Consider the following 24,999-nt stretch of genomic DNA (forward strand, 5'->3'; position numbering starts at 1 on the left):
CGTATCGGGATAAATGAATCCAGCTTCTCCGAAAAGTAATTTTGTCTATCGAATTTCGTTTAAAACAGGGGTATGGTTCAAATGGCAGGTGTTGCCCCATTCTTCGAGTTTCCAGAGATCATCATTTACAGAAATTGTATTTACAGAGGTGTTGTACACCGAAAAGCACCGTTCGCTGTCGACCGGAAACCGGAATATTTTACGAATTACACAGTCCAGCACACCGCCGTGGGCCACTACCAGCAAATGCTTTCCCCGAAATTGCTTTGCAAGCTCCTGGATCCCTTCAATTACCCGCTGATTAAACTGAAACAAACTCTCTCCCCCCGGTATTTCAAAATAAAGGTTACGGTCTAAGTAAGCCTGAAATACTTCGGGGTACTTCAGCATTATTTCATCGAGGGTAAGGCTTTCTACCTTGCCAAATGAACGTTCGCGCAGACTTTTATTTTCCGAATGAGTTAATTGCAGGTGTTTATTGATTATTTGTGCTGTGCGTCTGGCTCTTTCCAGGTCGCTTGATAAAAGCGCATCGAAAGATTTACCCTTTAGGGTCTCGGCCAGGAGTTCGGCCTGCCGGATACCGTTTTCGGTTAGCGGGCTATCCTGATGCCCCTGCAATTGCATGGCCCGGTTCCATTCTGTTTCGCCATGACGTATCAATGTAATTCTTGTTGCACTCATTCAATAATTTTCGGCAAAGATAATGCTTCGTGTTCTCGTTGAACCTTTCAAAGAAAAATATTCAAAATGGTGATTTTACAATAAAAGCCAGGAAACTTGTTTTTTTATTATTCAATCTTACCCAATTGAAAAGCATGTAAATAATTTAAATTCAAATATTTAAGGTTATTCTGTGTTCAAAAATCAATTATAACAGAGCAGAAATAGTGAATAACTTTGAAACCAATTCCTGTAATAAGAGTAAAAGCTTATTATTTTTGCGAAAAGTACACTGATTTAGGGATATTCATGAAGCCATTAAAATATACACTCACTTTTGTGCTGGTTGTTATTTCACTTACCCTGATTTCGGGTTCATTTAGGAAAGAACCGATACCTGAAGACATCATTGATCCACCATCACCCTTTGAGATTCCTGAAGCACATAGTAATCTTTTCGAACAATATTTGTCTTTTATCGAGGCTGAAATGGATACCACCAACAATGTGGGTGCTGCCCTGGCCATTGTGATTGGCGACAAGGTTGATTTTATGAAAACCTACGGAGTGAAGCAAGCCGGAACAACCGACTCGGTGGATATTCACACTGTTTTCAGGCTGGCATCTGTATCAAAGGGTTTTGCAGGGGTACTGGCTGCAAAGCTCGAAAATGAACATATGATAGACCTCGACTCCAAGTTAACTAATTACCTGCCTGGATTGCGTTTCAGACAAGCATCTTTTACAAACGTGCTTACAATTAAACATACATTGAATCAATCTACCGGACTTGCTTCGCATGCTTTCGATAATCTGATTGAAACCGACGCTTCCATGCACGAAATTATCAGCAGGTTCAGTGAGGTTGAAGTAGCAGGAAAACCCGGTGAGACCTATAGTTACCAAAATGCTATTTACAGCCTGATCGATACCATTTTGCGGGTAAATTACGATCAGACTTATGCCGAAATGCTCGACCAAAAAATATTTGAACCTTTGGGAATGGTCAATGCTTCTACCGATTTTGAAACCATGATCAATTGCGGAAATTTTGCCATGCCTCATTCGGGCGAAGGAAAGGCAGTAAAAACTCTGGAACCAAACAACCGCTATTACAATACTGTTCCGGCTGCAGGAGTAAATGCCAGCATCTCCGACATGTCTATCTGGCTGAAAGCCCTGCTTGGGTGCTACCCTTCGGTAATCGATTCAAATGTACAGCGTGCAATTTCTACCCCAGCCATCGAAACCCCCTTAAAACGCCATTACACTGCCAGATGGAAAGGCATTGAAGCAAAATATTACAGCCTTGGCTGGCGTATTTATAAATACAAGGGATACAATATTATTTACCACGGAGGGTATGTAAAAGGTTACAGGGCCGAAATATCGTTTTGTCCCGAACTGAATACAGGAATTGTTTTTATGCAAAACTCCCCCAACCGCTTATCTTCTGAGAGTGTACCTGTTTTCTGGGATTTGTATTTTGCGCAACTAGAAGAAGCAACCTTGGCAATAAAATAAATCATTATAGGAAGCCTTTTAGAACGGAAGAATTGTACCCAAAATTTACAGCCCGTTTCTATTTTATCATTGGCAAATACTTCTGCCAGTTTTCAAAAATTACCCAAAGGTTAATGGCCATTAATACAATGGCAATAGGCAAACCCGATGGTTCCTGAAGAAGATGTGTTAAAAGTATTCCAATTGTTACCGGCAAAATAATTACGGCTCCCAGAGCTCTGAATTTTCTGAACATAAAAAGAATACCGCCTGAAATTTCTGCTACTGCCACAAGCGGCATGAGCCATCCGATGGTCATAAAAGCAGACATTAGATTCATCAACTCTTCCGGCATAGTTTCCGGCATAGGACTGTAATTAAAAAACTTGTTTAATCCAGCATTTATAAACATTAGTCCAAAGAGAATGGATAGAACCATTAGAATTTTTTGTTTCATGTTTTGAAGGTTTAGAATGTGGTTTTTTTAATGGATTTAAAAATGAAACTGAGTATTAAACATACGGTAAGCATAAAAGTTTAATACTTGATACCACAAGCATAGAATCAATCTCAAAAAAAAAGGAAGTCTGAAATGTTTACCGTCTTACTTAAACTTATACTTACCGACTTCAATACCGTATTTTTCAATCCGCAGACCAAGTTTACGGTTAGAAATTCCCAAATCCTGGGCCGATTGAAATACGTTTCCCCGCAGGTTGGTAAGGGTGTCGATAATAAGTTGTTTTTCTACTTTTTCTACGATCGCTTGCAGAGTACCCCTATAGGGTGTGCCTGACGATTGGGCAGTTTGCAGGGTTGGAGGAAGGTTAATGGGGCGGATAACTCTATCGGTGCTAAGAATGGCAGCCCGTTCGATGCAGTTCTCCAGCTCACGTATATTGCCCGGCCAGTGATAAATCATAAGCATTTCAATAGCTGAAGAGGAAATACGGATAATATCGGTTCCATTCTTTTTGTTTGCTTTGGCAATAAAATGATCGACCAATAATGGTATATCATTTAAGCGCTCGCGCAGTGCAGGTACATAAATAGGAAAAACATTCAAACGATAATAAAGGTCTTCGCGGAAACTTCCGTCTTTGATGGCTTCTTCGAGGTTGCGGTTGGTGGCTGCAATTACCCGAACATTACTGGATATTGTTTTCGTACCTCCAAGTCGCTCAAATTCTCTTTCTTGTATTACCCGTAAAAGTTTTACCTGTATTTGTTGGGGCAGTTCTCCTATTTCGTCAAGAAAAATCGATCCGCCTTCGGCCAGTTCAAAACGTCCTTTTTTTTGGCTGTCGGCTCCTGTAAATGCTCCTTTCTCATAGCCAAACAATTCGCTTTCGATTAGGCTTTCGGGCAGTGCCGAACAGTTTACTTTTATTAAGGGTTTGTGTTTACGTTCGCTTCCAAAATGAATGGCCTGGGCAATAAGTTCTTTTCCTACTCCACTTTCGCCCCTTACCATCACGGTAGCTTGAGTTTTTGCCACTTGTTGGATTTGCAGAAACAACTCACGCATTTTGGAAGAATTGCCCACAATGTTTTCGTCCAGAAATTGATTTTTAAGCTGATCCTGCAGTTCCCTGTTTTCGTTCCTGAGTCGTTCAATTTCTTCCATTCGATCCTGACGGGTTTGCACTGCCTGTGCAATCATAGAACCAATTACGCTCAGCGTACGGATCAATTCTTCCTTTAAAATGCGGTCGTCATAAACCCTGGTAATGCTTAAGGTACCTAATATTTCGTTGTCGGCACAGATGGGCACGCAGACAAAAGAGATATCCTCTTTTTTGTTTGTTTTAAGTTTAATACCTGTTTTATTTACAAATCCTCGTGCTTCGGTAATCTTTTCAATGTAAACCGCTTTTCCCGTCTTCACTACTTCGCCTGTAATTCCTTCGCCTATCAGGTAGCGGCCCATTTTCTTTTCTTCAGGAGTAATGCCATGAGCTGCCTCTATAAATATATTGGAAACCTCACGGTTTAAAATCGACAGGAGCGAACGCTCAGCGCCCAGGTAGCGGGCAATCAGTTCCATAATGGGGTTCATGGCATCTTTCAGGAATTGACTTTTGTTCATGAGCTGGCTAATCTCAAAAAGCAGAGGCAATTCCGAATCGCTGTAACAAGGTTTTCCAGTTCTCTCGCAAAAATGACCAATCATAATGGTATCCCCCTTTAAAAAGTATAAAATACTTCACAAAAATATTAAAAAAATGCAAATACCCCCTTACAAAATGTTAATTGTACATTAAAGAGAATAAAAAATGTAAAAATACCCCTAAAAACATAAAAAAATCTTTCAAATTGAAAATATTATTGTTATATAGAAAAGTCAATTCTTATTAACATGCAGAAATAGAATAGATTATGTCTTTACAAATAATATGCATTGGCTCCATTTTTAGTTTTTTACCCTTTTGTAAGCAAACTGCCTGATTTTTACATTTATGTAAACCAAATTTTGGGTGTGCCAAAGTTGAATGATTCAGACATAATTTATCAAGTGTTTAAATATCAGAAGTATAGAATGAATCTTCTGATTGTATTATAATAGCCAGCTTGCGTTGTGGCATAATAACTGAATGTGGCAGGTCAGGTAACCAATAAATATAAAGTCATGAGAAAAATTGCTATTTACGGAAAAGGAGGAATCGGTAAGTCGACCACCACTCAAAATACTGTGGCAGGATTAGCCGAGATGGGAAAAAAAGTAATGGTTGTAGGATGCGATCCGAAAGCCGATTCAACCCGGTTGCTGCTGGGTGGTCTGGCCCAAAAAACGGTACTCGATACTTTACGAGAAGAAGGGGAAGACGTTGAGCTGGATGATATTATGAAGATAGGCTATGGAAATGTAAGTTGTACCGAATCAGGTGGTCCTGAACCGGGAGTAGGCTGCGCGGGTCGTGGTATTATCACCTCCATTAACTTACTTGAACAATTGGGTGCATACGAAGCAGATAAAAAGCTCGACTATGCTTTTTACGATGTACTAGGTGATGTGGTTTGTGGTGGTTTCGCTATGCCCATTCGCGATGGCAAGGCACAGGAAATTTACATAGTTGTATCGGGCGAAATGATGGCCATGTATGCGGCTAACAACATTTGCAAAGGTATTGTAAAATTCGCTGAAGCAGGAGGTGTGCGTCTTGGAGGATTAATCTGCAATAGCCGTTTGGTCGATAACGAACAGGCTATGATTGAGGAGCTTGCTAAAAAACTGGGCACCCAGATGATACACTTTGTTCCGCGCGACAACATGGTACAGCGTGCAGAAATAAACCGTAAAACTGTGATCGATTACGATCCGGCGCATAAACAAGCTGATGAATACAGGGCTCTGGCTAAGAAGATCGATGAAAATAAAATGTTTGTAATACCCAAACCGCTCGAGATTAATGAGCTGGAGAAGTTGTTACTTGATTTTGGTATTCTGAACTAATGTGCAAAACCATTCATTCATTCATTCATTCATTCACTCATTCACTCATTCAATCAATCAACTTAAAAACATAAACTATGCAATTGATTAGAGCCATTGTAAGGCCGGAAAGGTCAGCTAAAGTAATGAAAGCCCTTTTCGAGGCAGGTTACGTAGCGGTAACAAAGATTCCTGTAGTAGGTCGTGGAAAACAACGCGGAATTAAAGTAGGCGATATTACCTATGACGAGCTTCCCAAAGACCTGCTTATGCTGGTAATTAATGACGATGACAAGGATTTTGCCGTGAATACCATCATAGAATCGGCCCGCACCGGTGAAAAGGGTGCTTTTGGCGATGGAAAAATATTCGTATCACCGGTAGAGGAGGCTTATACCATTAGCCGTGCTGCCAAGGAGCTATAATGTACCACTTTAAAAACAAACAATTATGAAAACCATTATAGCCATTTTGCGCATCGACACGATGAACGAAACCAAGCAGGCATTGTCCGATGCCGGAGTGCCCTCTTTTACTGCTACCGGAAGGGTTTTTGGCCGGGGTAAGGGAAAATGGGATGCCAAGGTGATGGAGGGTGCCCGTAAAGATCAGCCCGAAGCTTTGGCTCTGCTGGGGCCCGAGCCCAGGCTGCGTCCTCAGCGTCTGCTAACCATTGTGGTACCCGATGCCAAAGTAAAAACGGTGGTCAATACCATTATCAGTTCCAATCGTACCGGTCAGCCGGGAGACGGAAAAATATTTGTAATGCCTGCCAACGAAGCATACAGTGTGCGAACAGGTGTAGGTGGCGACAGTGTTCTGGATTAACTAAAAACGAATTGTTATGTCGAAAACTATCAATAAAACAGCATTGCCAGATCCTTCGGAACTAAAAGCCGAAATGCTGGCGCACTACCCGAACAAGGTGGCTAAGAAAAGATCCAAGTCCATTGTTATCAACGACCCTATGGAAGAGCAGGAAATTCAGTCGAATATCCGAACCATTCCCGGTATTATTACCCAAAGGGGTTGTTGTTATGCAGGATGCAAGGGTGTGGTACTGGGCCCTACCCGCGATATTGTAAACATTGTGCACGGTCCAATAGGATGTTCATTCTATGCATGGCTTACCAGGCGCAACCAAACCGATCCGGGACCCGAGGGCGAAAACTACATGAATTACTGCTTTTCTACCGATATGCAGGACTCTAACATTGTGTTCGGTGGCGAAAAGAAACTGGAACAAGCTATTCGCGAGGCTTATGCCTTGTTTAAGCCTCACGCCATTGCCATTTTCTCTACTTGTCCTGTGGGACTCATCGGTGACGACGTGCACCAGGTAGCACGGGCCATGAAAGAAGAATTAGGTATCAATGTGTTTGGATTCAGTTGCGAAGGCTATAAAGGAGTAAGCCAATCGGCCGGACACCACATTGCCAACAACGGAATATTTAAACATGTGGTGGGCCTCAACGACGAGGATAAAGGTGGCAAATACAAAGTGAACCTTTTAGGCGAGTACAACATTGGCGGCGATTCTTTTGTCATCGAGAAGTATTTCGAAGAAATGGGCATCACGCTTGTTTCAACTTATAGCGGAAACTCTTCGATACACCAATTCGAGAATAGCCACACTGCCGACCTGAACATGGTAATGTGCCACCGCTCTATCAACTACATTGCCGAGATGATGGAAAAGAAATACGGTATACCCTGGATGAAGGTTAATTTCATTGGCGCAGAGGCCACAGCCAAATCGCTGCGCAAATTAGCCGAATATTTCGAAGATCCGGAGCTGATGGAAAAAGCTGAAATGATCATCAAGCGCGAAATGAAAGAGGTGAAAAAAATTATTGCCGACGTGAAACCGCGCACAGAAGGAAAACTGGCCATGATGTTTGTGGGCGGTTCGCGGGCTCATCACTACCAGGAGTTATTCAACGAAATTGGAATGCGCACCGTATCGGCTGGTTATGAGTTCGGACACCGCGACGACTATGAGGGCCGTAAGGTTCTCCCCGACATCAAGGTCGATGCCGACAGCCGCAACATCGAAGAACTTGATGTGGTGAAAGACGACAAGAAATGGCGTCAGGATCTCGCCAACAAAAAAGTGTTGCTGATGAGCAAAGGCTATCAGTTCGAAAACTACGAAGGTATGATGACCGATATGGAAAAAAACAGCCTGATTATCGATGATATCTCGCACTACGAAACCGAAAAGCTGATCGAGTTCTATAAACCCGACATTGTTGGTGCCGGCATTAAAGAAAAATATGTGGTGCAAAAATACGGTATTCCGCTTAAGCAATTGCACAGCTACGATTATGGCGGACCTTATGCCGGGTTTAAAGGAGCCATGAATTTTTACAAGGAGATAGACCGCATGGTAAATCAAACCATTTGGAAACTAGCCCTTCCACCATGGATTAACCAGCCCGAGATTGTTGCCACTATGGCTGATGTGGAATATTAAACAGATTAGGGTCAGATTCGGGCAGGTTAAGCAATAAAAGCTCCTGCCCCTATTCACACCTTCATAATCATCACTTAAAAATTAAAAATATGTTACTCAGACATACACCTGCTGAAATGATAGAGCGTAGCGCTCTAACCATCAACCCGGCAAAGACCTGCCAGCCGGTAGGGGCCATGTATGCGGCGCTTGGCATTCACGGATGTCTTCCGCATAGTCATGGTTCGCAAGGCTGTTGCTCTTACCACCGAACTGCACTTACCCGCCATTATAAAGAGCCAATAATGGCTGCTACCAGTTCCTTTACCGAAGGATCGTCGGTGTTTGGCGGCCAGGCAAACCTGATACAAGCTATCGATAACATCTTTAGCATCTACGACCCACAGGTCATTGCTGTTCATTCTACCTGTTTGAGCGAAACCATTGGCGACGACCTGAAGCAGATTATTGAGAAAGCAAAAGATGAAGGGAAAGTACCCCTTGGTAAACATGTAATTCATTGTAATACCCCCAGCTATGTGGGTTCGCATGTAACAGGATATTCCAATATGGTGGCCGGAATGGTGGATTATTTTGCCGAATCGAATGGTAAAAAGGCCGATCGCATCAACCTCATCTCTGGTTGGGTTGAACCCTCTGATATGCGCGAGGTGAAAAGGATTGCAGAAGCAATGAAAGCCAAATACATTCTTTTCCCGGATACATCGGATGTGGTGGATGCACCCATGACCGGTAAGTTTAACATGTACCCCAAGGGAGGCACCAGCATCACCGATTTAATTGCCTCTGGTAGTAGCAAGGCTACCTTAGCCTTTGGCGAGTTTGCTACCAAAGCTGCAGCCATTAAAATGGAAAATAAATGCAAAGTGCCTTTCGAGCTAACCGATCTGCCTATTGGAATACGGGCTACCGATCGTTTTATTTCAACGCTTTCGAAATTGGCTGAAGTAACCATACCTGACAGTATTACTGCAGAACGCGGTCGACTGGTAGATATGATTGCCGACATGCATCAGTATCTTGCCGGAAAACGTGTTGCCCTTTTTGGCGATCCTGATCAATTGATTCCATTGACTGAGTTTTTGCTCGATATGGACATGAAACCGGTTTATATTGTATCCGGAACTCCAGGAAAAAAGATGGCGCAGCGCCTTGAAAATCTACTTTCTGTAAAATTACCAGAAGCTAAATTCAAAAATGGTGAGGTAGCTGATACTTTTCTTCTGCACCAGTGGATAAAGAACGAACCGGTTGATTTACTGATCGGCAACACTTATGGAAAGTACATTGCACGCGATGAGAATTTACCCTTTTTGCGTATGGGATTCCCGATAATGGACAGGGTAGGTCATTCATACTTTCCTACTGTTGGTTATCTGGGCGGTATGCGAATAGTGGAAAAAATGCTGAGTCTCTTTATGGATAAGCAGGATGCTGAATCAGTGGAATCATCCTTTGAGCTTACGATGTAACAATTGCAATCCCCCTGTTCTCTGATAGATTCTGGGAAACAATCTAGGTTGATTGACCAGATGCACACAAGCTGTGCCCTGCCCGGCACGAGTTGCCGGGCAGATTTTTAAAGAGAAGAAATGGAAAAGATAATATAGAGGCAAACTTAATCAGAAGGCCATGAAAGCAATACTTAAAGCACGCGAAGATCAGGTTATAACCAAGGGAAAGGATGACAAGGAGCTTGCTTGTAACAAAGCCAGTGTGGCTGGATCGGTAAGTCAGAGGGCATGCGTATTTTGTGGTTCGAGGGTGGTATTGTACCCCATTGCCGATGCACTTCACTTAATTCATGGTCCAGTGGGCTGTGCAGCCTACACCTGGGATATTCGTGGTGCCCTCTCTTCGGGCCCTGAGTTGCATCGTATGAGTTTTTCGACCGACCTGAAAGAGAATCAGGTCATTTTTGGAGGTGAAAAGGTATTGTACAAGTCGCTTGTCGAGTTAATTGATACCTATCAACCCAAGGCTGCTTTTGTCTATTCCACTTGCATTGTAGGCCTTATTGGTGACGATGTGGAAGCCATTTGCAGGCGTGTAAGTCAGGAAAAAAGCATCGATGTAATTCCCGTGCAGGCACCAGGTTTTGCCGGAACAAAAAAGGATGGCTACAAGGTGGCCTGCGATGCCCTAATGAAACTCGTTGGCACCAAAGGCAACGAAAGCACATTGCCAGAAAGTATCAACATAATAGGCGATTTTAACCTGGCCGGCGAGCTATACTTATTGAAAGATTATTACGAGCGCATGGGTGTTAAGATTGTGGCCAGCATTACCGGCGATGGAAGGGTAGACGATATACGTCAGGCTCATAAGGCGGCTCTTAATGTGGTGCAGTGTTCAGGTTCGATGAGTAACCTGGCTCTTCAGATGAAAGAACGCTATGGCATACCCTCTCTCAAAGTTTCGTATTTCGGAATCGAAGATATGTCGGATGCACTTTACGAAGTTGCACGTTTCTTTAATAGCAACAGCATGCTCGAAAAAGCGGCTTCAATTGTACGCTCCGAAGTGGGCGATCTGCTTCCTCAGCTGGAAGTATACCGAAAAAAGCTGGAGGGCAAAAAGGCAGCTATATATGTGGGTGGTGCCTTTAAGGCCATCTCGCTAATTAAGGCCTTACGCATGATTGGGGTGCAGACCGTAGTGGTAGGTTCGCAAACCGGTAACAAGGAAGATTACAAAATAATGAAAGAATTAAGCGACGAAGGGACTATTCTCGTCGATGATACCAATCCGCTGGAATTAACTCAATTGGTAAAACAAACCGGTGCAGATATCCTGATAGGTGGCGTAAAAGAACGCCCCATTGCTTATAAACTTGGCCTTGGCTTCTGCGACCACAACCACGAACGTAAACTGGCTCTGGCAGGCTATGAAGGCATGCTGAATTTTGCCAAAGAAATACATGCCACGGCCATGAGTCCTGTTTTCAGATTTACACGCCCTACCAAATCACTCTAAAAAACCAGGTTATGAACGAAGTAAAAGAAAAAACATATACAGCCACCCGCAACGCATGCAAGCTTTGCACCCCGCTTGGTGCAAGCATTGCTTTTAAGGGAATCGAAGGTTGTGTGCCCTTGATTCACGGATCGCAAGGCTGTTCTACCTATATACGCCGCTACCTGATAAGCCATTACAAAGAACCGGTTGACATTGCCTCCACAAATTTTACTGAGGAGTCGGCCATTTTTGGAGGTGAAAATAACTTGTTTACTGCCCTAAAAAACATTACAAGTCAGTACAAACCAGATATAATTGGCATAGCCACAACCTGCCTGAGTGAAACTATTGGCGACGACATGCAGAAACTCATCGGTAAGTATAAACTGGAAAACAGCTCATCAAAGGATTTACCCAGCCTAGTGTATGTGAATACACCTAGCTATTCAGGTACTCATGCCGATGGTTTTCACAATGCCATTCTTGCCCTGGTAAGAACTTTTGCCTGCAGCAGCGAAACAAACAGCAGAATTAACCTATTCCCAGGATTTCTTTCTCCGGCAGATATCCGTCATCTCAAAGAAATTACAGATTCTTTCGGTTTTGAAACGAACCTGCTTTCCGATTATTCAGAAATACTCGACAATGGATACACAGGAGAGTACGAACGAATTCCGAAGGGTGGTACTCCCTTGGAATCGATTCGAAATACTGCTTCAGCAAGGGCTACAATAGAGTTTGGGTATATTTTGAATAAAACCAATCTTAAGGCGGTTTCAGCCGGAGAATACCTCGAGCAGAAGTTTTCTGTACCCAGGGTGAATCTTGGAATACCAATTGGCATAAACGAAACCGATTATTTTTTTAGTGCTCTTGAGAATCTGTCGGGCTGCAAAACACCTGAGAAATACAAGAAGCAGCGTGCCCGTCTGGTAGATGCCTATGTCGATGGGCACAAATACCTCTTCGGAAAGCGGGCAGTAGTGTATGGCGAAGAAGACTTTGTGGCGGCCATGGTATCGTTTCTCGAAGAAATAGGAATCGAAACGGTACTTTGTGCTACCGGGGGCAACAGCGGCATTTTAAAAAAAGTGCTTCTTGAGAATATACTGCTGCGCAACGAAATAAATGTGCACGAGAATTACGACTTCGAAGATATTAAATCGGCATGTGCGGAACTTCGTCCCGACCTGCTGATTGGAAACAGCAAAGCCTATTACATAGCCCGTGAGTTGGAAATCCCTCTGGTAAGGGTTGGTTTTCCCATTCACGACAGGGTAGGAGGTCAGCGACTTTTGCATGTGGGTTACGAAGGCACACAACAGCTTTTCGATTCAATTGCCAATGCTTTAATTGATTATACACAGGCACATTCTCCTGTAGGATATAAATATATGTAAGGGATAACGAAACAGGCAGCAATGCCGATAAAATCAGAACAGCATGGACACTAAAACAAGCAATACCGCCAAGCATCCTTGCTTTAACAAAGATGCCAAACTCAAATACGCACGTGTACATATTCCTGTGGCGCCCAAATGCAATGTGCAATGCAACTATTGTAACCGCAAGTACGATTGTGTGAACGAAAGCCGCCCTGGAGTGACCAGTGCTGTGCTTACACCCTACCAATCGGTGAACTACCTGCGTTCGATATCGGCACGTATCAACAATATCTCCACCATTGGCATTGCCGGTCCAGGTGATGCATTTGCCGAGCCGGAAAGAACCATCGAAGCCATTCAGCTGATACGGAAGGAATTTCCTGATAAAATTTTCTGTCTCTCCTCTAACGGGCTTAATATTTTGCCTTATATCGATCAACTTGCCGATCTGGGAGTTACTCATGTAACCCTCACCATAAACAGTTTCAGGTTAGAAACCCTGACTCAGATATACCAATGGGTACAGTTTAAGAAAAAAGTGTACCGTGGCGAAGCCGCTGCGGCTATTATGCTCGAGCAGCAAGTTGAAGCATTAATTGCCCTGGTAAAGGCAGGTATTGCCGTAAAGGTGAATACGATTGTAGTGCCGGGTGTGAATGACCATGAAATAGAAGAAGTAGCAGAAAAGTTGGGCGAATTGGGAGCCTCTACCATGAACTGTATTCCTCTGATTCCCGCTAAAGGCAGCGCCATGGAAGGCTTCCCTGCGCCCACCCGCGAGGCTATGAACGAGATTACCAAAAAAATCAGCGCCTACATCAAACCTATGACCCATTGCGCCCGTTGTAGGGCCGATGCGGCCGGATTGCTTGGCCAGGACGATACAGAAGCCTATAAACTCATCAGCGAATGTGCCGCCATGCCAGTGGCTATGCCCGATAAGAAACCTTATGTGGCTGTGGCAAGCTACGAAGGCCTGCTTATAAACCGACACTTAGGCGAGGCCGACGAAATGCTTATCTATTCGCAAGAGGTGTCAGGGTATACTCTAGTGGAAAAGCGCAAAACCCCGGCCAAGGGCAATGGCGACCTGCGCTGGATTCATCTGGCCAAAACCCTGCACGACTGCTCTTACATTCTGGTAAATGGAGTAGGAGCCAGACCGGTAGAGGTATTGCAAAGAGTTGGCATTGCCGTTGTGGAAATGTCGGGTCTCATTGACAATGGACTCGATGCAGTGTACAAGGGCACCAAACTTAAAACTGTGCTGAAAACCAATATAGGCAAATGTGGCGATAGCTGCGGCGGAAACGGCCAGGGGTGTGGATAATGTCTACTTGAAAATCACTAGTGGGCATTATAAATTAAGTTACGTTCTTTGAAATTCTTTGTACATCGCAGTTGTAGCGTTTTTTGATAGCGTGACGATTTGAATTGAATAGTTAGATATTTGCTTCAAAACAAGCAAATTCTATGAATCAAGGTAATTTATCTTCGCACAACTTACAGATTTTTTACCCCGCAGGGTTTTTGATCGGATTGTTCAAAATCATGAAGGGAATAAGTATGTTAGAACATTCACTTGTTGGAATCAGATGCTTTGCATGGTCTTTGGACAGCTAACTTCAAGAGACAGTATGCGTGATCTAATGCTTAGTTTGGAAGCACATCAACCCAAATATTATCACCTTGGATTTGGGCCTTCAGTATCCCGACGAAATCTAGGCACTTCAAATGCAAAACGCAGTTATAGAATATTTGAAGAGTTTGCTTACGTTTTAATTGAGCAGGCCAGAAGGAGTTGCTACAAAACCGATTTCGAAGTCAAGGTAGACGGTAACGTTTATGCATTAGATTCCACAACTATTGATCTATGTTTGAGTGTTTTTGGTGGGCTGAGTTCCGAAAGGCAAAGGGAGGCATAAAACTTCACACCTTATATGATGTGAAGACATCCATCCCAAGCTTTTTACATATCACCAAAGCAAGTGTCCATGATGTCAATATACTTGATCTCATCCAATTTGAAGCTGGAAGTTTTTATGTGGTTGATAAAGCATATATTGACTTCCGTCGTTTGCATAGATTGCATTCTCAAGGCGCATATTTTGTAACAAGAGCCAAAGAAAATATGCGTTTTAGGCGACTATATTCCAGAGTTGTTGACAAAACAAAAGGAGTACAATATGATCAGGTTGGAAAGCTAGAAACACACTATTCGAAAAAGGAATATCCCGATAAACTTCGCAGAATAAAGTATTATGATCAGGAAAGTAAAAATGAACTTGTTTTCTTAACCAATAATACCGAGTTAGAAGCCAAAGAGATCGCCATGTTGTATAAGAAACGCTGGGAAGTTGAACTATTTTTCAAATGGATGAAACAACACTTAAAGATTAAATCCTTTTGGGGAAATTCAATGAATGCTGTTAAGATCCAAATATATTGTGGGATCATTGCTTACTGTTTAGTCGCCATAATTGGAAACAAACTGAAAGTTGACCGTCCAATCTACGAAATATTACAAATATTCAGCATTTCTCTACTCGATAAAACGCCTGTAAGAGAGATACTTACAAAATGCGATTACAAATATGTCAAAGAACTTCAAGTTAAACAATTAAAAATCAGTGGGTTTTAAGTGCCCACTAATGCTTGAAAATCAATAATACGCACATGAAAATAGCAATTACAACAAGCGACGGCAATTATGTCGATACACATTTTGGTAAGGCCTCTACATTTTTTGTGTACGAGGTAGTTGACGGTGCCCTGCGTACCATCGAAAAACGTGGTGTAATACCATATTGCCGGCAGGAAGGTATTAAAAGCACCTCTGACCACACTTTTGTGGCCGAAAAGTTTGCCATTGCCTATGACCTGATTAAGGATTGCCAGGTGCTTATTACGCAGCAAATTGGCGAGGTGCCAAAAATCAGGCTTAAAAATCTGGGTATAGAGGTAAAACTTTGTTATTGTGCAGTAGAACAGGTGATTTCAACAAAGAATCACCAATGTGAAAAAATCGAACTTTAATTCAAAATACATAATACAACATGAAAAAGCCAGACTATTTGATTTTGCTGTGCAACTCATACCGGGTTGCCGGAGATGCACAAGGTGCCTGCAACAAGAAAGGCGCTACAAGTTTACTTCAGTATGTTTCGGAAGAGGCCGCTGACCGTGGTTTAGATGTGGCTGTATCCACAACGGCCTGCCTCAATGTATGCGCCCAGGGACCTGTGATGGTAATTCAACCAAGTAATTTTTGGTATGGTGGAGTGAACAGCGAAGAGGCTATCGATGAAATTCTCGATGCTCTCGAAAACGGTGAAGCGGCTGAAAAATATATTATCGCCAATTAAGCTTATTACTGTAAAGATTTTTAACTGCTTAGTCTCTTTACAGAGATGTTCATGCCGGGATAAATATTATCCGCAGAATTTCTAAACTCAGTAACTATGGATGCATACCTTATCGATTCCACATTGCGCGATGGTGAACAAGCCCCTGGGGTTGTGTTCAACATCATCGAAAAATTGAAAGTGGCTTCTTTGCTCGATCAGCTGGGAGTGCATGAGTTAGAAGCGGGCAGTCCGGCTATAGGTAAAGAGGAACAAAAAGCGATTGCTGCCGTTGCATCGGCAGGTTTCAGCTTTAAAACATCGTGCTGGTGTAGGGCAAACCTTCCGGAATTAAAAGTGGCCTCCAGGCTTGGCACCGATGCAGTGAATATTTCCCTTCCTGTAAGCGATATCCAGATTGCCGCCATTGGCAAAAACCGCGATTGGGTTATTGCCGAGCTTAAAAGGGTGCTGAATTTTGCCATGCAACATTTTAATTTTGTTACTATAGGTGCTCAGGATGCTTCGAGGGCAGAGTTTATTTTTTTAGAGGAATACATTCATCAGGCTGTTAATTGGGGGGCTCACCGGCTGCGTATTACCGATACGGTGGGCATTCTCGATCCGCTTGCTACCCGGGCACTTTTTGAAAGACTTGTCGGACAGTTTTGTCAAACTGAATTCGAATTTCATGGTCACAACGATTTTGGCATGGCCACGGCCAATGCCATTACTGCGCTGCAATCGGGTGCCAGGTGCGTAAGCGCTACAGTAAACGGCCTGGGTGAGCGGGCTGGTAACTCGGTGCTGGAAGAAATTGTGGCCTATCTTAGCACGGTCAAAGGTCAGCAAGGTTTTAATACGCGTATGGTGCAGAATCTAAGCAGGTATGTGGCACAAATATCAAGGCGTCGCAACTCAGAAAGCAAGCCCATTACCGGCGAAAAAACTTTCTGGCACGAATCGGGCATACATACTGCAGCTATGGCCGAAAACCCCGGAGCCTACCAGGCAATTAATCCTCTGGAATATGGCGCGGGGTGCACCCGGTTTGTATTCGGAAAGCACTCCGGGAAAAAAGGGCTTATGCACTACTTTTCTTCACAAGGTATGTCTGTAAACGAAGAGGAAGCATTGCTTATGCTGCAAAAAATTAAAAGCCTGGCACAAGGATCTAAAACCTTTCTTAGCGAGGCACAACTACTCGAAATGTATGCGCATATTGGTTTTTCTGATCAATACAATGAAAGATGATTCTTAAAGTGAAAAGCTTCTATGATAAAATTGCAATGGAATAGACATTATCAGACCAGTAGGATAGATAAAGCGTGTATTAGTATTAATTTCAAGCATTTGTTCCTTTCTTGGCAAAACCCATATTATGCTACGTGCGCGGGAGTCATCCCTTTAGGGGAAAGAGGGGTGAGCGTGGGCAAGAGTTAAAATAAAGTTGTAAAGGGCATAATAGTGGCTAATCATAAATTGCTATTAAAAAGAACAGGGCAATCTTAATTAAGAAATGCCCTGTTTTGTCAATCAAGTTAGCAGCTTAAATCGATTCGAGTACTTTTTTAGCATTTTCAAGACCTTCTCCCAGTTGCTGGCCCAGCATATTTTCCATATCCATAAACAGCAGCATGCCTTTCATGGGGTAAGTCATTTTGCCCGTAAATCCCCATTTTACCACACATACACTGTCGCTTTTACTTTCGGTGGTAATGTAGGCAAAGTCGGTAGATTCGAATGGCTCCATAAAACGTAGCACGTAATCAATACGTTCGCCATCTTTCACAGCAATTATCTCCTGTTCGCCTTTTCCCACATCTTTATTTCCCGACCAATAGTAGACCGCACCAACAGTTCCATCGGTGCCTGAGTAGCTTTTCTCCATGGCGGGGTCCATTTTCGACCACACGCTGTAATCTTCCTGGTTTTTTAATAGTTTGAAATAATCAAATGCCACCTCAACTGGCTGTTCTATGGTAACCTCACGTTCTACAGCATAATTGCCATCTACAAACGCAGGTGGAATCAAAACAATGGCAAGCAGCACCAGAAGCACTATGCCTATAATTTTTAATGCTTTCATAATGAAGGGTTTTTTGAATGGTTTAGTCGCAGAAGTTACAAAATTGTTCGAAACTGACCGAGGCTTTTCATTCCAAATTGCTTCTAAATAAATTCGATTGATATCGATTGCTCTAATTCGCAATTCGGGTTAAATGAAAAAAGGACCCTTTTCAAGAAATGCTTTTCAGAGATGGCATGGAATTAAGATCTTCGAACATTCACCATTCGCATAAAACCAGATGAATCAATCAGGGCACAGCCAGCAGATGGGACTCTGTAAATCCCTGCTGAAAAGTAAACCGCATCACATACAAGCCTTTCGGCACATTAGGTATCTCCAGTAAATAATGGCCTCTACCCATTTTTTCCTGCTGCAAAAGTACGCCGGATAGGTTAAATAATTCAGCTATCACCTGCCCATTGATAGTCGGGTTTAGGTTGACATAGACACTTTGATCAATCACACTTAATTGAATATGCTTTTGGTTAAATGGCTCGTTTACAGAAGTAGGCATAAAACCTTTTAACGCAGTAATGGCCTGATAGGCATTTCCCTGCCAATGAAAAAGTGACGACCACGATCCTCCGATGTCTCCTGCCCAGATGTATTCGCCTCCCCAATAGTATAAGCCTTTTACATTATCATAGGGTTGAAGTAAATTGTAAATCGCCTGCAAATAATCTGTTTGCCCCTGCTGGGTAAAGGGAAATGGAAGTTCTTCTTCTGAAAGCACACAATAGTCAGGCGGTGTACCTTCAGCCTGGTAACTGGTTTCTACTACCATAATCGATTGACTGTATTGCTGATTCAGAAATTGGATATTTTCTTCAAGGTCAACCAGCGTGCCATGCCAGCATGGATAAAAGCTAAGGCCAATGACATCGAATTCAAGGTCGTACTTGAGCAGGCTGTCGTAGAAATTTCTTGAATCGTTCTTCGATCCTCCGGTGGCTGCATGAATCATAATCGGAATTGTATTACCTCCCGAGGATTCCCTTACGCCTTTTGATGCAGATTTTAAAAGGCTTGCTAGGGAAATGTAGTTTGGTTTCCCATTGATCCATGCCTGTCCATGTGGCCATAACATTCCGTTGTTAATTTCATTGCCTGTTTGCACCATGTCGGGCCTTAAACCCGCAGCAGCAAAGATATTCAGCACCCTTTTGGTATATTGATACAGACTATCTTGCAGTGTGTTGAAGGTTAGTCCATTCCAGGCAGCAGGTATTTCCTGGTTTCCCGGATCGGCCCAGGTATCGCTGTAATGAAAATCGAGCAAAAGTTTAAAACCTGATGCTTTTACCTGTGCAGCCAGTGCAAGGGTATATTCCAGGCTGTTGACTGTTCCGTATGATTCATCCATGTTGGGTGTATGAAAGAGTCTCAACCGCACATAATTGTAACCACCCTCTTTGAAAATAGAAAATACATCGCCTGGTGCATTCTCATATTTGTAAACGCCATTGTTGTCCAGTATAGCCTTTACCAGCGACAAATCTGTTCCCAGCTGAAAGGATTCGATGTATATTGGTTGGTATTGTGCCTGCAGGCCTGCTAAATTGATGAGGAGTAATGAAATAAGCAATATAGATTTTTTCATTACCAAATATAGGCAATGGATAGGAGAAAATCTTCCACTGCTTTCTGATATTCTACAGGATGATCGCCAAAAGAGGTGGCATGCACCGATTCTTCTGAAAGATAAAGGTCTTTTGTGCCTGCCTTTTTCTGAAACATTTGGCGAGCCATAAAGGTAGGGACATAATCGTCTTGTGTACCATGAATAAACAGGATTGGAGTGGAGACTTGATCCAGGTTTTCGATCGGGCTTACTTGCGAAAACCAATATCCTTCGTGCAATTTGGTGGCCATGCTGGCTGCCTCAATAATAAAAAGGTTGGGTAATTTAAAATCCTCTTTTAGTCGATGCCGAAACAAGGTCTTCAGGTCGGAATAGCCGCAGTCGGAAATGTAGAAATCTGCCTCTGCCTGTTTATCTTTCATTCCTGCATGCAATAGGCAGGTAGCAGCCCCCATCGACTCGCCATGCACGCCAATAATGCCATTTGCAAAACGCTTATTTACATAGGTCAATACACGGTCGAGGTCAAATTTTTCATAATAGCCATAACTATAGCTTTCGCCGCCACTTTCTCCGTGTGCCCTGCTGTCGAACAGAAGAACATTAAAACCCATATTCAGGTACATCGGAGCCAATTTGTGCATGATGTACTTGTCGGCTCCGAGTCCGTGGTGCACCACAATGGTTTTCTGGCTCGAATCGGAAGCATATAAGAGTATAGCCTGAAGCTTATATCCAAATTCTGAAGAGATGGTAAACCTTTCTTTTTTCTGATGATTGTACCAGCTGGTATCAATTCTTTCTGCAGCTATTTCTATGTCAAGCCGGCTGGTTTTTTGGAGCGATTTGGTTTCGGTGGCTTTTCTGAAAAAATATTCTCCGATTAATGAATACCCAATACTTAAGATCAAACCAATTAGGACAATACGTTTAATCCATCTAGTCATATGAATAATTTGGCAGTTTAACTATTTTAACGTGAAGTAAACCGTTCTATTGTATACTGCAATTGCTTAAAAATTGGCTCTTACTGCCCCTATAAAGTTTAATCCTGATGCAGCAATGCCCGAGCTATAGGGTTTATAGCGCTGGTCGGTAATGTTTTCGACCCCGGCCGAGAGGGTAACCAAATTGTTCAACTGGTAGCGCATTTTAAGGTTGAGGGTATACCAACCGGGCGACCAGGGATTTCCTTCAGGGTCAATGGCATAGATCTCAGGCTTTCCTATTTCTTCCTCGGGCATTTCGGCAAAGGTTTTTTCTCCGCTGTAAGTAGCATAAAGCTTTACATTAAAACGGCCAGCCACGAAGGTGAGTTTTGTATTTCCGAACCAGGGAGGAGCATGCCTCGTGGGGCTGGTTTCACCGTTGTCAAGTTCTTCTTCGCCTTTCTGCAAATTGAAATCAGATGAGATACCAAATCCTGCCGGTAGTTTAACTTCGAGTCCGGCCTGAAGTCCATAAACAATGGCGAAAGCTGCATTTTGAATGGCCTGTACCTGACTCATCACGCCACTATACATTATACTGTCCTGACCATTGAGGGTATAATCGCGCCTTACCATGGCATTGTTCAAGTATGTGCCATAGATTGTAAGGTCAATTTTTAACCAGTCATTGATAATCCTGGCAATTCCTGCATCTAAGTTATAGGCATATTCAGCCTCTAAAGATGGATTTGGAACTGTAACGGTACCCTGCTCAGAATCAAAAACTTTTCCCATGTCGTCTACATTCGGGGCTCGGAAGGCGGTAGAAGCATTCGTATTTAATACCCAGTTTTTATTGGGTCTGTAAACTACTCCGAAACTGCCACTAAGCGAACCTTTGTTCAAATGGGCTTCTGTAAAAGGAAAGGAATAAAAGCTGGTATCAAACTTGGCATTCAAAAGATAATGCGTATAACGGATTCCAAAGTGTAAGGTAACTTTGCTGTTTATTTTGTATTGATCTGTCAGGTAGAGGGCATACGACTCCCAGGTCGATTGAGGGTAGCGTGAGGGGCCTTCTTCAGAAGTACCTTCCTCTATATCTTCATCCACACCTGTTGAGCGCACTTTGTTGTAAATGGATTCTGCTCCGTATATAATCCGGTGTTGCCCGCCTGCGGATTTGGTAAAATCGAAGTTGGCCGAAAGAGCATCGACTTTTTCGGTGCGTATTTCGCGTAGAGGATCGTTTATATTCCGGCTTATGCGGCTTTCTTCGAAAAACTGCTGAGCCAGGTGCACCGATAACTGGTCGTAAATGCCCCGGTTGGCGTGGTGTATAGCGTTCAGGTTGTTCATCATCCAGATCTGTGGACCGTAGTTCCATTCTCCATAGCGTGGTTGGCCGTTTTTGTAACGTATATGTCTGTCGTAGCGGCCATAATCCGAGGTTTGCGAATAATGAAACCCATAGTGAAACTGCCATTGATCCGAAGGCTTGTAAGAAATCTTCTGCATCAGGTTAAATTGGGTATAGCCTGTTGGATTCTGGATCCGGTTGTCGGAATTTTGCTTTACCACATCCATGCTGTCTTGTCTTTCTACATAAAATGGCCTTAGGTATTCTTCAGGGCCATAGCTACCCATACGCAGGTGGTCGAAAGAATTGCTACTTATGCTGGTAAGTCCTGCCCATTTTTTTCCTCCTAAATTGATGTCGAAGTGACCGGTTTTTTCCTGGTTGGCCGTAGCATACCGGGCTGTAATGTTGCCTTTTACATGCGTTTTTTCTTCCAACGAGAATTGGGGTGTCAGGGTCTGAAAGCTCATAACTCCGCCAATGGCATCGCTGCCGTAAATGACCGATCCCGGACCGAAAAGCACTTCGGTATTTTCCATAGCAAAAGGGTCGAGCGAGATTACATTCTGGATATTTCCACTTCGAAAAATGGCGGTATTCATGCGTACCCCATCTACCGAATACAACAGTCTGCTGGTAGCAAAACCCCTTATCATGGGGCTACCGCCTCCCTGCTGGCTCTTCTGAATAAATACTTTCCCTGAAAGCGCAAGCATGTCTGCAGCAGTTTGTGGATTGTGTATGATTACCGAACGGGTTGAGATAGAGCTTATTTTTTGAGGCAACTCCGAGGTTTTCTGGTTCCACCGTGAGGCCGACACCACCACTTCGTCAATGCTCACCAGCGAGGGAGTTAACTGCACCTTAAACGAAGATTCCTGCAATTGCTGGTAACTGCGTATTTGGGTATGGTATCCAATCACACGTATTTCGATAATTTCAGCACCCTTAAAGGCAGCGATATTTGCCTGTCCCTTGGCATTGGTAAGGGTTGTGGCCCGTGGTTGTGTACTGGTAACCGTTACCAATTCGAGGGGCTCGTTACTTTCGGCATCTGTAACCACAAATAGTTGTGAATAAACTTGAAAACAGGAAAATACAAGCAGAAATAGCACAAAAAACCAACGGATCTTTGGCAGGCTCGACTTTTCAATATTTTGGGCTTGTTGGTGCTGAAGGCTTTTCAGAAACATATCAATTTTATCCTTTTTTGGCGCCTGTTGCTACAAAAATCATACCTCAATGAGTTGATTTAGGCTGCTTAGCTACTAATTGTTTGATGCACTTTTTTGATAGAAGACATAAATTCTATTATCTCTGAGTTTTCATTGACACCTGTTAGTGCATTTCTGCTATGGATAAAGGTATTCAAAGGCGCTTTTATACGCACCTGTTTCGTTCACATAATCAATTAACTGGCTGTAAAAAGGGTGATTGCCGATGGTAGCACTGTCGCCTACAATTACCAGCTTTTTCCGGGCACGGGTCATGGCTACATTCATGCGCCTGATGTCGGCCAGAAACCCAATTTCGCTCTTTTCGTTCGAACGCACCAGGCTGATGTAGATGACATCGCGCTCCTGTCCCTGAAACGAGTCGATGGTATTGATGCTGATTTGTTTGCACAGCTCCGGACTCAGGTTCACCTGTTCAGAAAAACTTTCCTGCATCAGGTTTACCTGGGCTTTATAGGGAGAAATAATTCCGACACCATATATGTGAGGGGCTATTCTCAGATGTGCCAGATCGGTAAGGTAGCCCGATAGGTGCCTAAAAAGCAGATCCATTTCTTCGGGGTTGAAAGCACTTTTAGTTTCCGGGTTTGTTTGTTCAGCAAAGCCACAGCCGGCCGTATCGATAAATTCCAGCGGTTGGTCGTCGGGAAATATCAGCCAATTGGCAACCTGCCTGTTTGCCACCAGCTTATCGTTGTAAAAGTGCCTTCCGGAAAAGCGCATGATGCTTTCGTGCATGCGGTATTGTTCGGTGAGCATGGTATCTGCCTTGTTGCGCTCAATGGCTTTTTCGAAAAGTGTCACTTCTAATCCTTCTTTGGCCGCCGAAAGCGATTTAATGGTGGGAGGCAGTTGACAATGGTCGCCGGCAAAGATTACCCTCTGCGATTTTAGAATAGGCAACCAGCAGGCAGGTTCGAGGGCCTGGGCAGCTTCATCGATGAATACCGTACCGAAATATTTTCCTTTCAATGCCGCACTGGTGGAGCCAACAAGGGTACAGGCCACCACCCTTGTTTTTTCGATAATATCATTTTTTATATAGCCCGAAAGCATTTCGGCTTCGGCTTTAAACTGTCTGGCCTCGGCCAACAACAATTTTCTTTGTTCACGTTCTTCGGGTCCGAAGGTTCGTTTGTATTTGTGGCCCAGGTTTTTGTATTCCTCAGCCTGGCGACGCAGTGTTTTTAGTTGCTTGTATTGCGGATGAAGCGTAATCTGGGCATCGAGCGTGGAGTTCATAATCTGGTCGGTGATGCGGGCGGGGTTTCCTACACGCACGACAGATATATTTTCCTGAAGAAGTTTTTCGCACAGCAAATCCACCGCTGCATTGCTGGGGGCGCAAACCAGCACTTGGGTTTCTTTTTGAAGAGTTTGACGGATAGCTTGCACCAGTGTGGTTGTTTTACCGGTGCCGGGCGGACCATGGATTATGGCTACATCGCAGGCAGTGAGTACCAATTGAAGGGCCTGGTTTTGGCTTTCGTTCAACTCTTTTACTTTTGCGGCCGATTCGTTTGAAAAGTAAGCCTCTTGTTCACCAAGCAATATCTGTTTAAGGCTTTCGATACGCTTGTCGGTGGTGGTAAGCAGATTCTTCAGCCCTGCTTCCATTTCGCGATAGCTGGTTTCGTCGAAGAGCAGCTGAATGCCCAATTTTCCATCGTAAGCCCAATCAGGAATCTCATTGGCGTGCAGGGTAACTACCATTTCATGATCGCCAGCCATGTTAACCACCCCTTTCACCTGGGCTTCCTCGTCGTCTTGTTGTGCCTGGGCCGAAAATAACTGCACCGGCTTTCCGGGCTGAAACGAATGCGACTCGCCATGACTTGGATTTCTCGACAGGCGTAAGATTGGATATTCCGCCTGGCTATAACTGGTTTTTTCAATACGCACCGGGTACCAGCATACCCCTTCCTTGCGGCGTTCTGTGAGGGAGTTGCTGCTCATCTTTCGCAGGTAATGCTTCAGGTCCTCTTCTTTTTCGCGACGCAGCAGGTTGAGCAAACGGGTAATTTCTTCCTGAATCTCTTTTCGTGGCATGGTTGCTTAAT

General features: G+C 43.5%; 20 protein-coding genes and 1 pseudogene. 13 read left to right on the forward strand and 8 right to left on the reverse strand.

Annotated elements, in window-relative coordinates:
- Positions 1-45 precede the first annotated feature (45 nt).
- Positions 46-684: a histidine phosphatase family protein gene (locus tag IPM71_14950; GenBank protein QQS50861.1), complete on the reverse strand. Its 639-nt coding sequence runs from the start codon at positions 682-684 to the stop codon at positions 46-48.
- Between the two features lie 288 nt (positions 685-972).
- Here IPM71_14950 and IPM71_14955 point away from each other — a divergent pair, with 288 nt between their 5' ends.
- Complete coding sequence (locus IPM71_14955) at positions 973-2,187, forward strand: beta-lactamase family protein (protein QQS50862.1); 1,215 nt, start codon at positions 973-975, stop codon at positions 2,185-2,187.
- A gap of 58 nt (positions 2,188-2,245) precedes the next feature.
- On the opposite strand, the gene IPM71_14960 is transcribed toward IPM71_14955, so the two are convergent.
- Positions 2,246-2,623 (reverse strand): DoxX family protein, encoded by a 378-nt coding sequence (locus tag IPM71_14960; GenBank protein QQS50863.1) that lies wholly within the window; start codon positions 2,621-2,623, stop codon positions 2,246-2,248.
- Positions 2,624-2,770: 147 nt separating this feature from the next.
- Positions 2,771-4,339 (reverse strand): sigma 54-interacting transcriptional regulator, encoded by a 1,569-nt coding sequence (locus tag IPM71_14965; GenBank protein QQS50864.1) that lies wholly within the window; start codon positions 4,337-4,339, stop codon positions 2,771-2,773.
- A gap of 456 nt (positions 4,340-4,795) precedes the next feature.
- Between IPM71_14965 and nifH the strand changes: the two genes are divergently transcribed.
- The 12 genes and pseudogenes from nifH (at position 4,796) to IPM71_15025 (ending at position 17,016) form a co-directional block, all read left to right on the forward strand.
- Positions 4,796-5,620 (forward strand): nitrogenase iron protein, encoded by an 825-nt coding sequence (gene nifH, locus IPM71_14970; protein ID QQS50865.1) that lies wholly within the window; start codon positions 4,796-4,798, stop codon positions 5,618-5,620.
- Positions 5,621-5,697: 77 nt separating this feature from the next.
- Positions 5,698-6,024, forward strand: coding sequence for a P-II family nitrogen regulator (locus tag IPM71_14975; GenBank protein ID QQS50866.1), 327 nt, complete (start codon positions 5,698-5,700; stop codon positions 6,022-6,024).
- A 25-nt stretch (positions 6,025-6,049) separates the two neighbouring features.
- On the forward strand, positions 6,050-6,427 hold the full coding sequence (locus tag IPM71_14980) for a P-II family nitrogen regulator (protein ID QQS50867.1): 378 nt from the start codon (positions 6,050-6,052) through the stop codon (positions 6,425-6,427).
- A gap of 16 nt (positions 6,428-6,443) precedes the next feature.
- The gene (gene nifD / locus IPM71_14985; GenBank protein QQS50868.1) at positions 6,444-8,075 is read left to right on the forward strand and encodes a nitrogenase molybdenum-iron protein alpha chain; all 1,632 of its coding nucleotides are present in this window, start codon (positions 6,444-6,446) and stop codon (positions 8,073-8,075) included.
- An 89-nt stretch (positions 8,076-8,164) separates the two neighbouring features.
- The gene (nifK, locus tag IPM71_14990; GenBank protein QQS50869.1) at positions 8,165-9,547 is read left to right on the forward strand and encodes a nitrogenase molybdenum-iron protein subunit beta; all 1,383 of its coding nucleotides are present in this window, start codon (positions 8,165-8,167) and stop codon (positions 9,545-9,547) included.
- A gap of 160 nt (positions 9,548-9,707) precedes the next feature.
- On the forward strand, positions 9,708-11,051 hold the full coding sequence (nifE, locus tag IPM71_14995) for a nitrogenase iron-molybdenum cofactor biosynthesis protein NifE (GenBank protein ID QQS50870.1): 1,344 nt from the start codon (positions 9,708-9,710) through the stop codon (positions 11,049-11,051).
- A gap of 11 nt (positions 11,052-11,062) precedes the next feature.
- Positions 11,063-12,433, forward strand: a complete 1,371-nt coding sequence (locus tag IPM71_15000; GenBank protein ID QQS50871.1) for a nitrogenase — start codon at positions 11,063-11,065, stop codon at positions 12,431-12,433.
- 43 nt (positions 12,434-12,476) lie between these two features.
- Complete coding sequence (locus tag IPM71_15005; protein ID QQS50872.1) at positions 12,477-13,748, forward strand: radical SAM protein; 1,272 nt, start codon at positions 12,477-12,479, stop codon at positions 13,746-13,748.
- A gap of 160 nt (positions 13,749-13,908) precedes the next feature.
- Positions 13,909-15,059: pseudogene (locus tag IPM71_15010) on the forward strand (IS4 family transposase).
- A 35-nt stretch (positions 15,060-15,094) separates the two neighbouring features.
- The gene (locus IPM71_15015; protein ID QQS50873.1) at positions 15,095-15,454 is read left to right on the forward strand and encodes a hypothetical protein; all 360 of its coding nucleotides are present in this window, start codon (positions 15,095-15,097) and stop codon (positions 15,452-15,454) included.
- Between the two features lie 20 nt (positions 15,455-15,474).
- Complete coding sequence (locus IPM71_15020; protein ID QQS50874.1) at positions 15,475-15,783, forward strand: (2Fe-2S) ferredoxin domain-containing protein; 309 nt, start codon at positions 15,475-15,477, stop codon at positions 15,781-15,783.
- Between the two features lie 96 nt (positions 15,784-15,879).
- Positions 15,880-17,016, forward strand: a complete 1,137-nt coding sequence (locus IPM71_15025) for a pyruvate carboxyltransferase (GenBank protein ID QQS50875.1) — start codon at positions 15,880-15,882, stop codon at positions 17,014-17,016.
- Between the two features lie 295 nt (positions 17,017-17,311).
- On the opposite strand, the gene IPM71_15030 is transcribed toward IPM71_15025, so the two are convergent.
- The 5 genes from IPM71_15030 to IPM71_15050 form a co-directional block, all read right to left on the reverse strand.
- Entirely contained in the window at positions 17,312-17,851 is a 540-nt protein-coding gene (locus IPM71_15030; GenBank protein QQS50876.1) for an SRPBCC family protein, read from the reverse strand.
- Between the two features lie 229 nt (positions 17,852-18,080).
- On the reverse strand, positions 18,081-19,433 hold the full coding sequence (locus IPM71_15035; protein ID QQS50877.1) for a glycosyl hydrolase 53 family protein: 1,353 nt from the start codon (positions 19,431-19,433) through the stop codon (positions 18,081-18,083).
- Positions 19,433-20,362 carry an alpha/beta hydrolase gene (locus tag IPM71_15040; protein ID QQS50878.1) on the reverse strand — a complete coding sequence of 310 codons (930 nt, stop codon included), beginning with the start codon at positions 20,360-20,362 and terminating at the stop codon, positions 19,433-19,435. Before IPM71_15040 ends, IPM71_15035 begins: the two co-directional genes overlap by 1 nt.
- 66 nt (positions 20,363-20,428) lie before the next feature.
- A complete protein-coding gene (locus tag IPM71_15045; GenBank protein QQS50879.1) occupies positions 20,429-22,897 on the reverse strand; it encodes a TonB-dependent receptor in 2,469 nt (822 codons plus the stop codon).
- A gap of 159 nt (positions 22,898-23,056) precedes the next feature.
- On the reverse strand, positions 23,057-24,988 hold the full coding sequence (locus tag IPM71_15050) for an AAA family ATPase (protein QQS50880.1): 1,932 nt from the start codon (positions 24,986-24,988) through the stop codon (positions 23,057-23,059).
- Positions 24,989-24,999: the final 11 nt, after the last annotated feature.

This window comes from Bacteroidota bacterium, from assembly GCA_016699695.1.
In the GTDB taxonomy this organism is placed as follows: Bacteria; Bacteroidota; Bacteroidia; order Bacteroidales; family UBA10428; genus UBA10428.

Bases quoted from the DNA above. Each gene is read 5' to 3' on its own strand.
- IPM71_14950 (QQS50861.1), bottom strand. From the start codon at position 684: ATGAGTGCAACAAGAATTACATTGATACGTCATGGCGAAACAGAATGG.
- IPM71_14955 (QQS50862.1), top strand. From the start codon at position 973: ATGAAGCCATTAAAATATACACTCACTTTTGTGCTGGTTGTTATTTCA.
- IPM71_14960 (QQS50863.1), bottom strand. From the start codon at position 2,623: ATGAAACAAAAAATTCTAATGGTTCTATCCATTCTCTTTGGACTAATG.
- IPM71_14965 (QQS50864.1), bottom strand. From the start codon at position 4,339: ATGATTGGTCATTTTTGCGAGAGAACTGGAAAACCTTGTTACAGCGAT.
- nifH (QQS50865.1), top strand. From the start codon at position 4,796: ATGAGAAAAATTGCTATTTACGGAAAAGGAGGAATCGGTAAGTCGACC.
- IPM71_14975 (QQS50866.1), top strand. From the start codon at position 5,698: ATGCAATTGATTAGAGCCATTGTAAGGCCGGAAAGGTCAGCTAAAGTA.
- IPM71_14980 (QQS50867.1), top strand. From the start codon at position 6,050: ATGAAAACCATTATAGCCATTTTGCGCATCGACACGATGAACGAAACC.
- nifD (QQS50868.1), top strand. From the start codon at position 6,444: ATGTCGAAAACTATCAATAAAACAGCATTGCCAGATCCTTCGGAACTA.
- nifK (QQS50869.1), top strand. From the start codon at position 8,165: ATGTTACTCAGACATACACCTGCTGAAATGATAGAGCGTAGCGCTCTA.
- nifE (QQS50870.1), top strand. From the start codon at position 9,708: ATGAAAGCAATACTTAAAGCACGCGAAGATCAGGTTATAACCAAGGGA.
- IPM71_15000 (QQS50871.1), top strand. From the start codon at position 11,063: ATGAACGAAGTAAAAGAAAAAACATATACAGCCACCCGCAACGCATGC.
- IPM71_15005 (QQS50872.1), top strand. From the start codon at position 12,477: ATGGACACTAAAACAAGCAATACCGCCAAGCATCCTTGCTTTAACAAA.
- IPM71_15015 (QQS50873.1), top strand. From the start codon at position 15,095: ATGAAAATAGCAATTACAACAAGCGACGGCAATTATGTCGATACACAT.
- IPM71_15020 (QQS50874.1), top strand. From the start codon at position 15,475: ATGAAAAAGCCAGACTATTTGATTTTGCTGTGCAACTCATACCGGGTT.
- IPM71_15025 (QQS50875.1), top strand. From the start codon at position 15,880: ATGGATGCATACCTTATCGATTCCACATTGCGCGATGGTGAACAAGCC.
- IPM71_15030 (QQS50876.1), bottom strand. From the start codon at position 17,851: ATGAAAGCATTAAAAATTATAGGCATAGTGCTTCTGGTGCTGCTTGCC.
- IPM71_15035 (QQS50877.1), bottom strand. From the start codon at position 19,433: ATGAAAAAATCTATATTGCTTATTTCATTACTCCTCATCAATTTAGCA.
- IPM71_15040 (QQS50878.1), bottom strand. From the start codon at position 20,362: ATGACTAGATGGATTAAACGTATTGTCCTAATTGGTTTGATCTTAAGT.
- IPM71_15045 (QQS50879.1), bottom strand. From the start codon at position 22,897: ATGTTTCTGAAAAGCCTTCAGCACCAACAAGCCCAAAATATTGAAAAG.
- IPM71_15050 (QQS50880.1), bottom strand. From the start codon at position 24,988: ATGCCACGAAAAGAGATTCAGGAAGAAATTACCCGTTTGCTCAACCTG.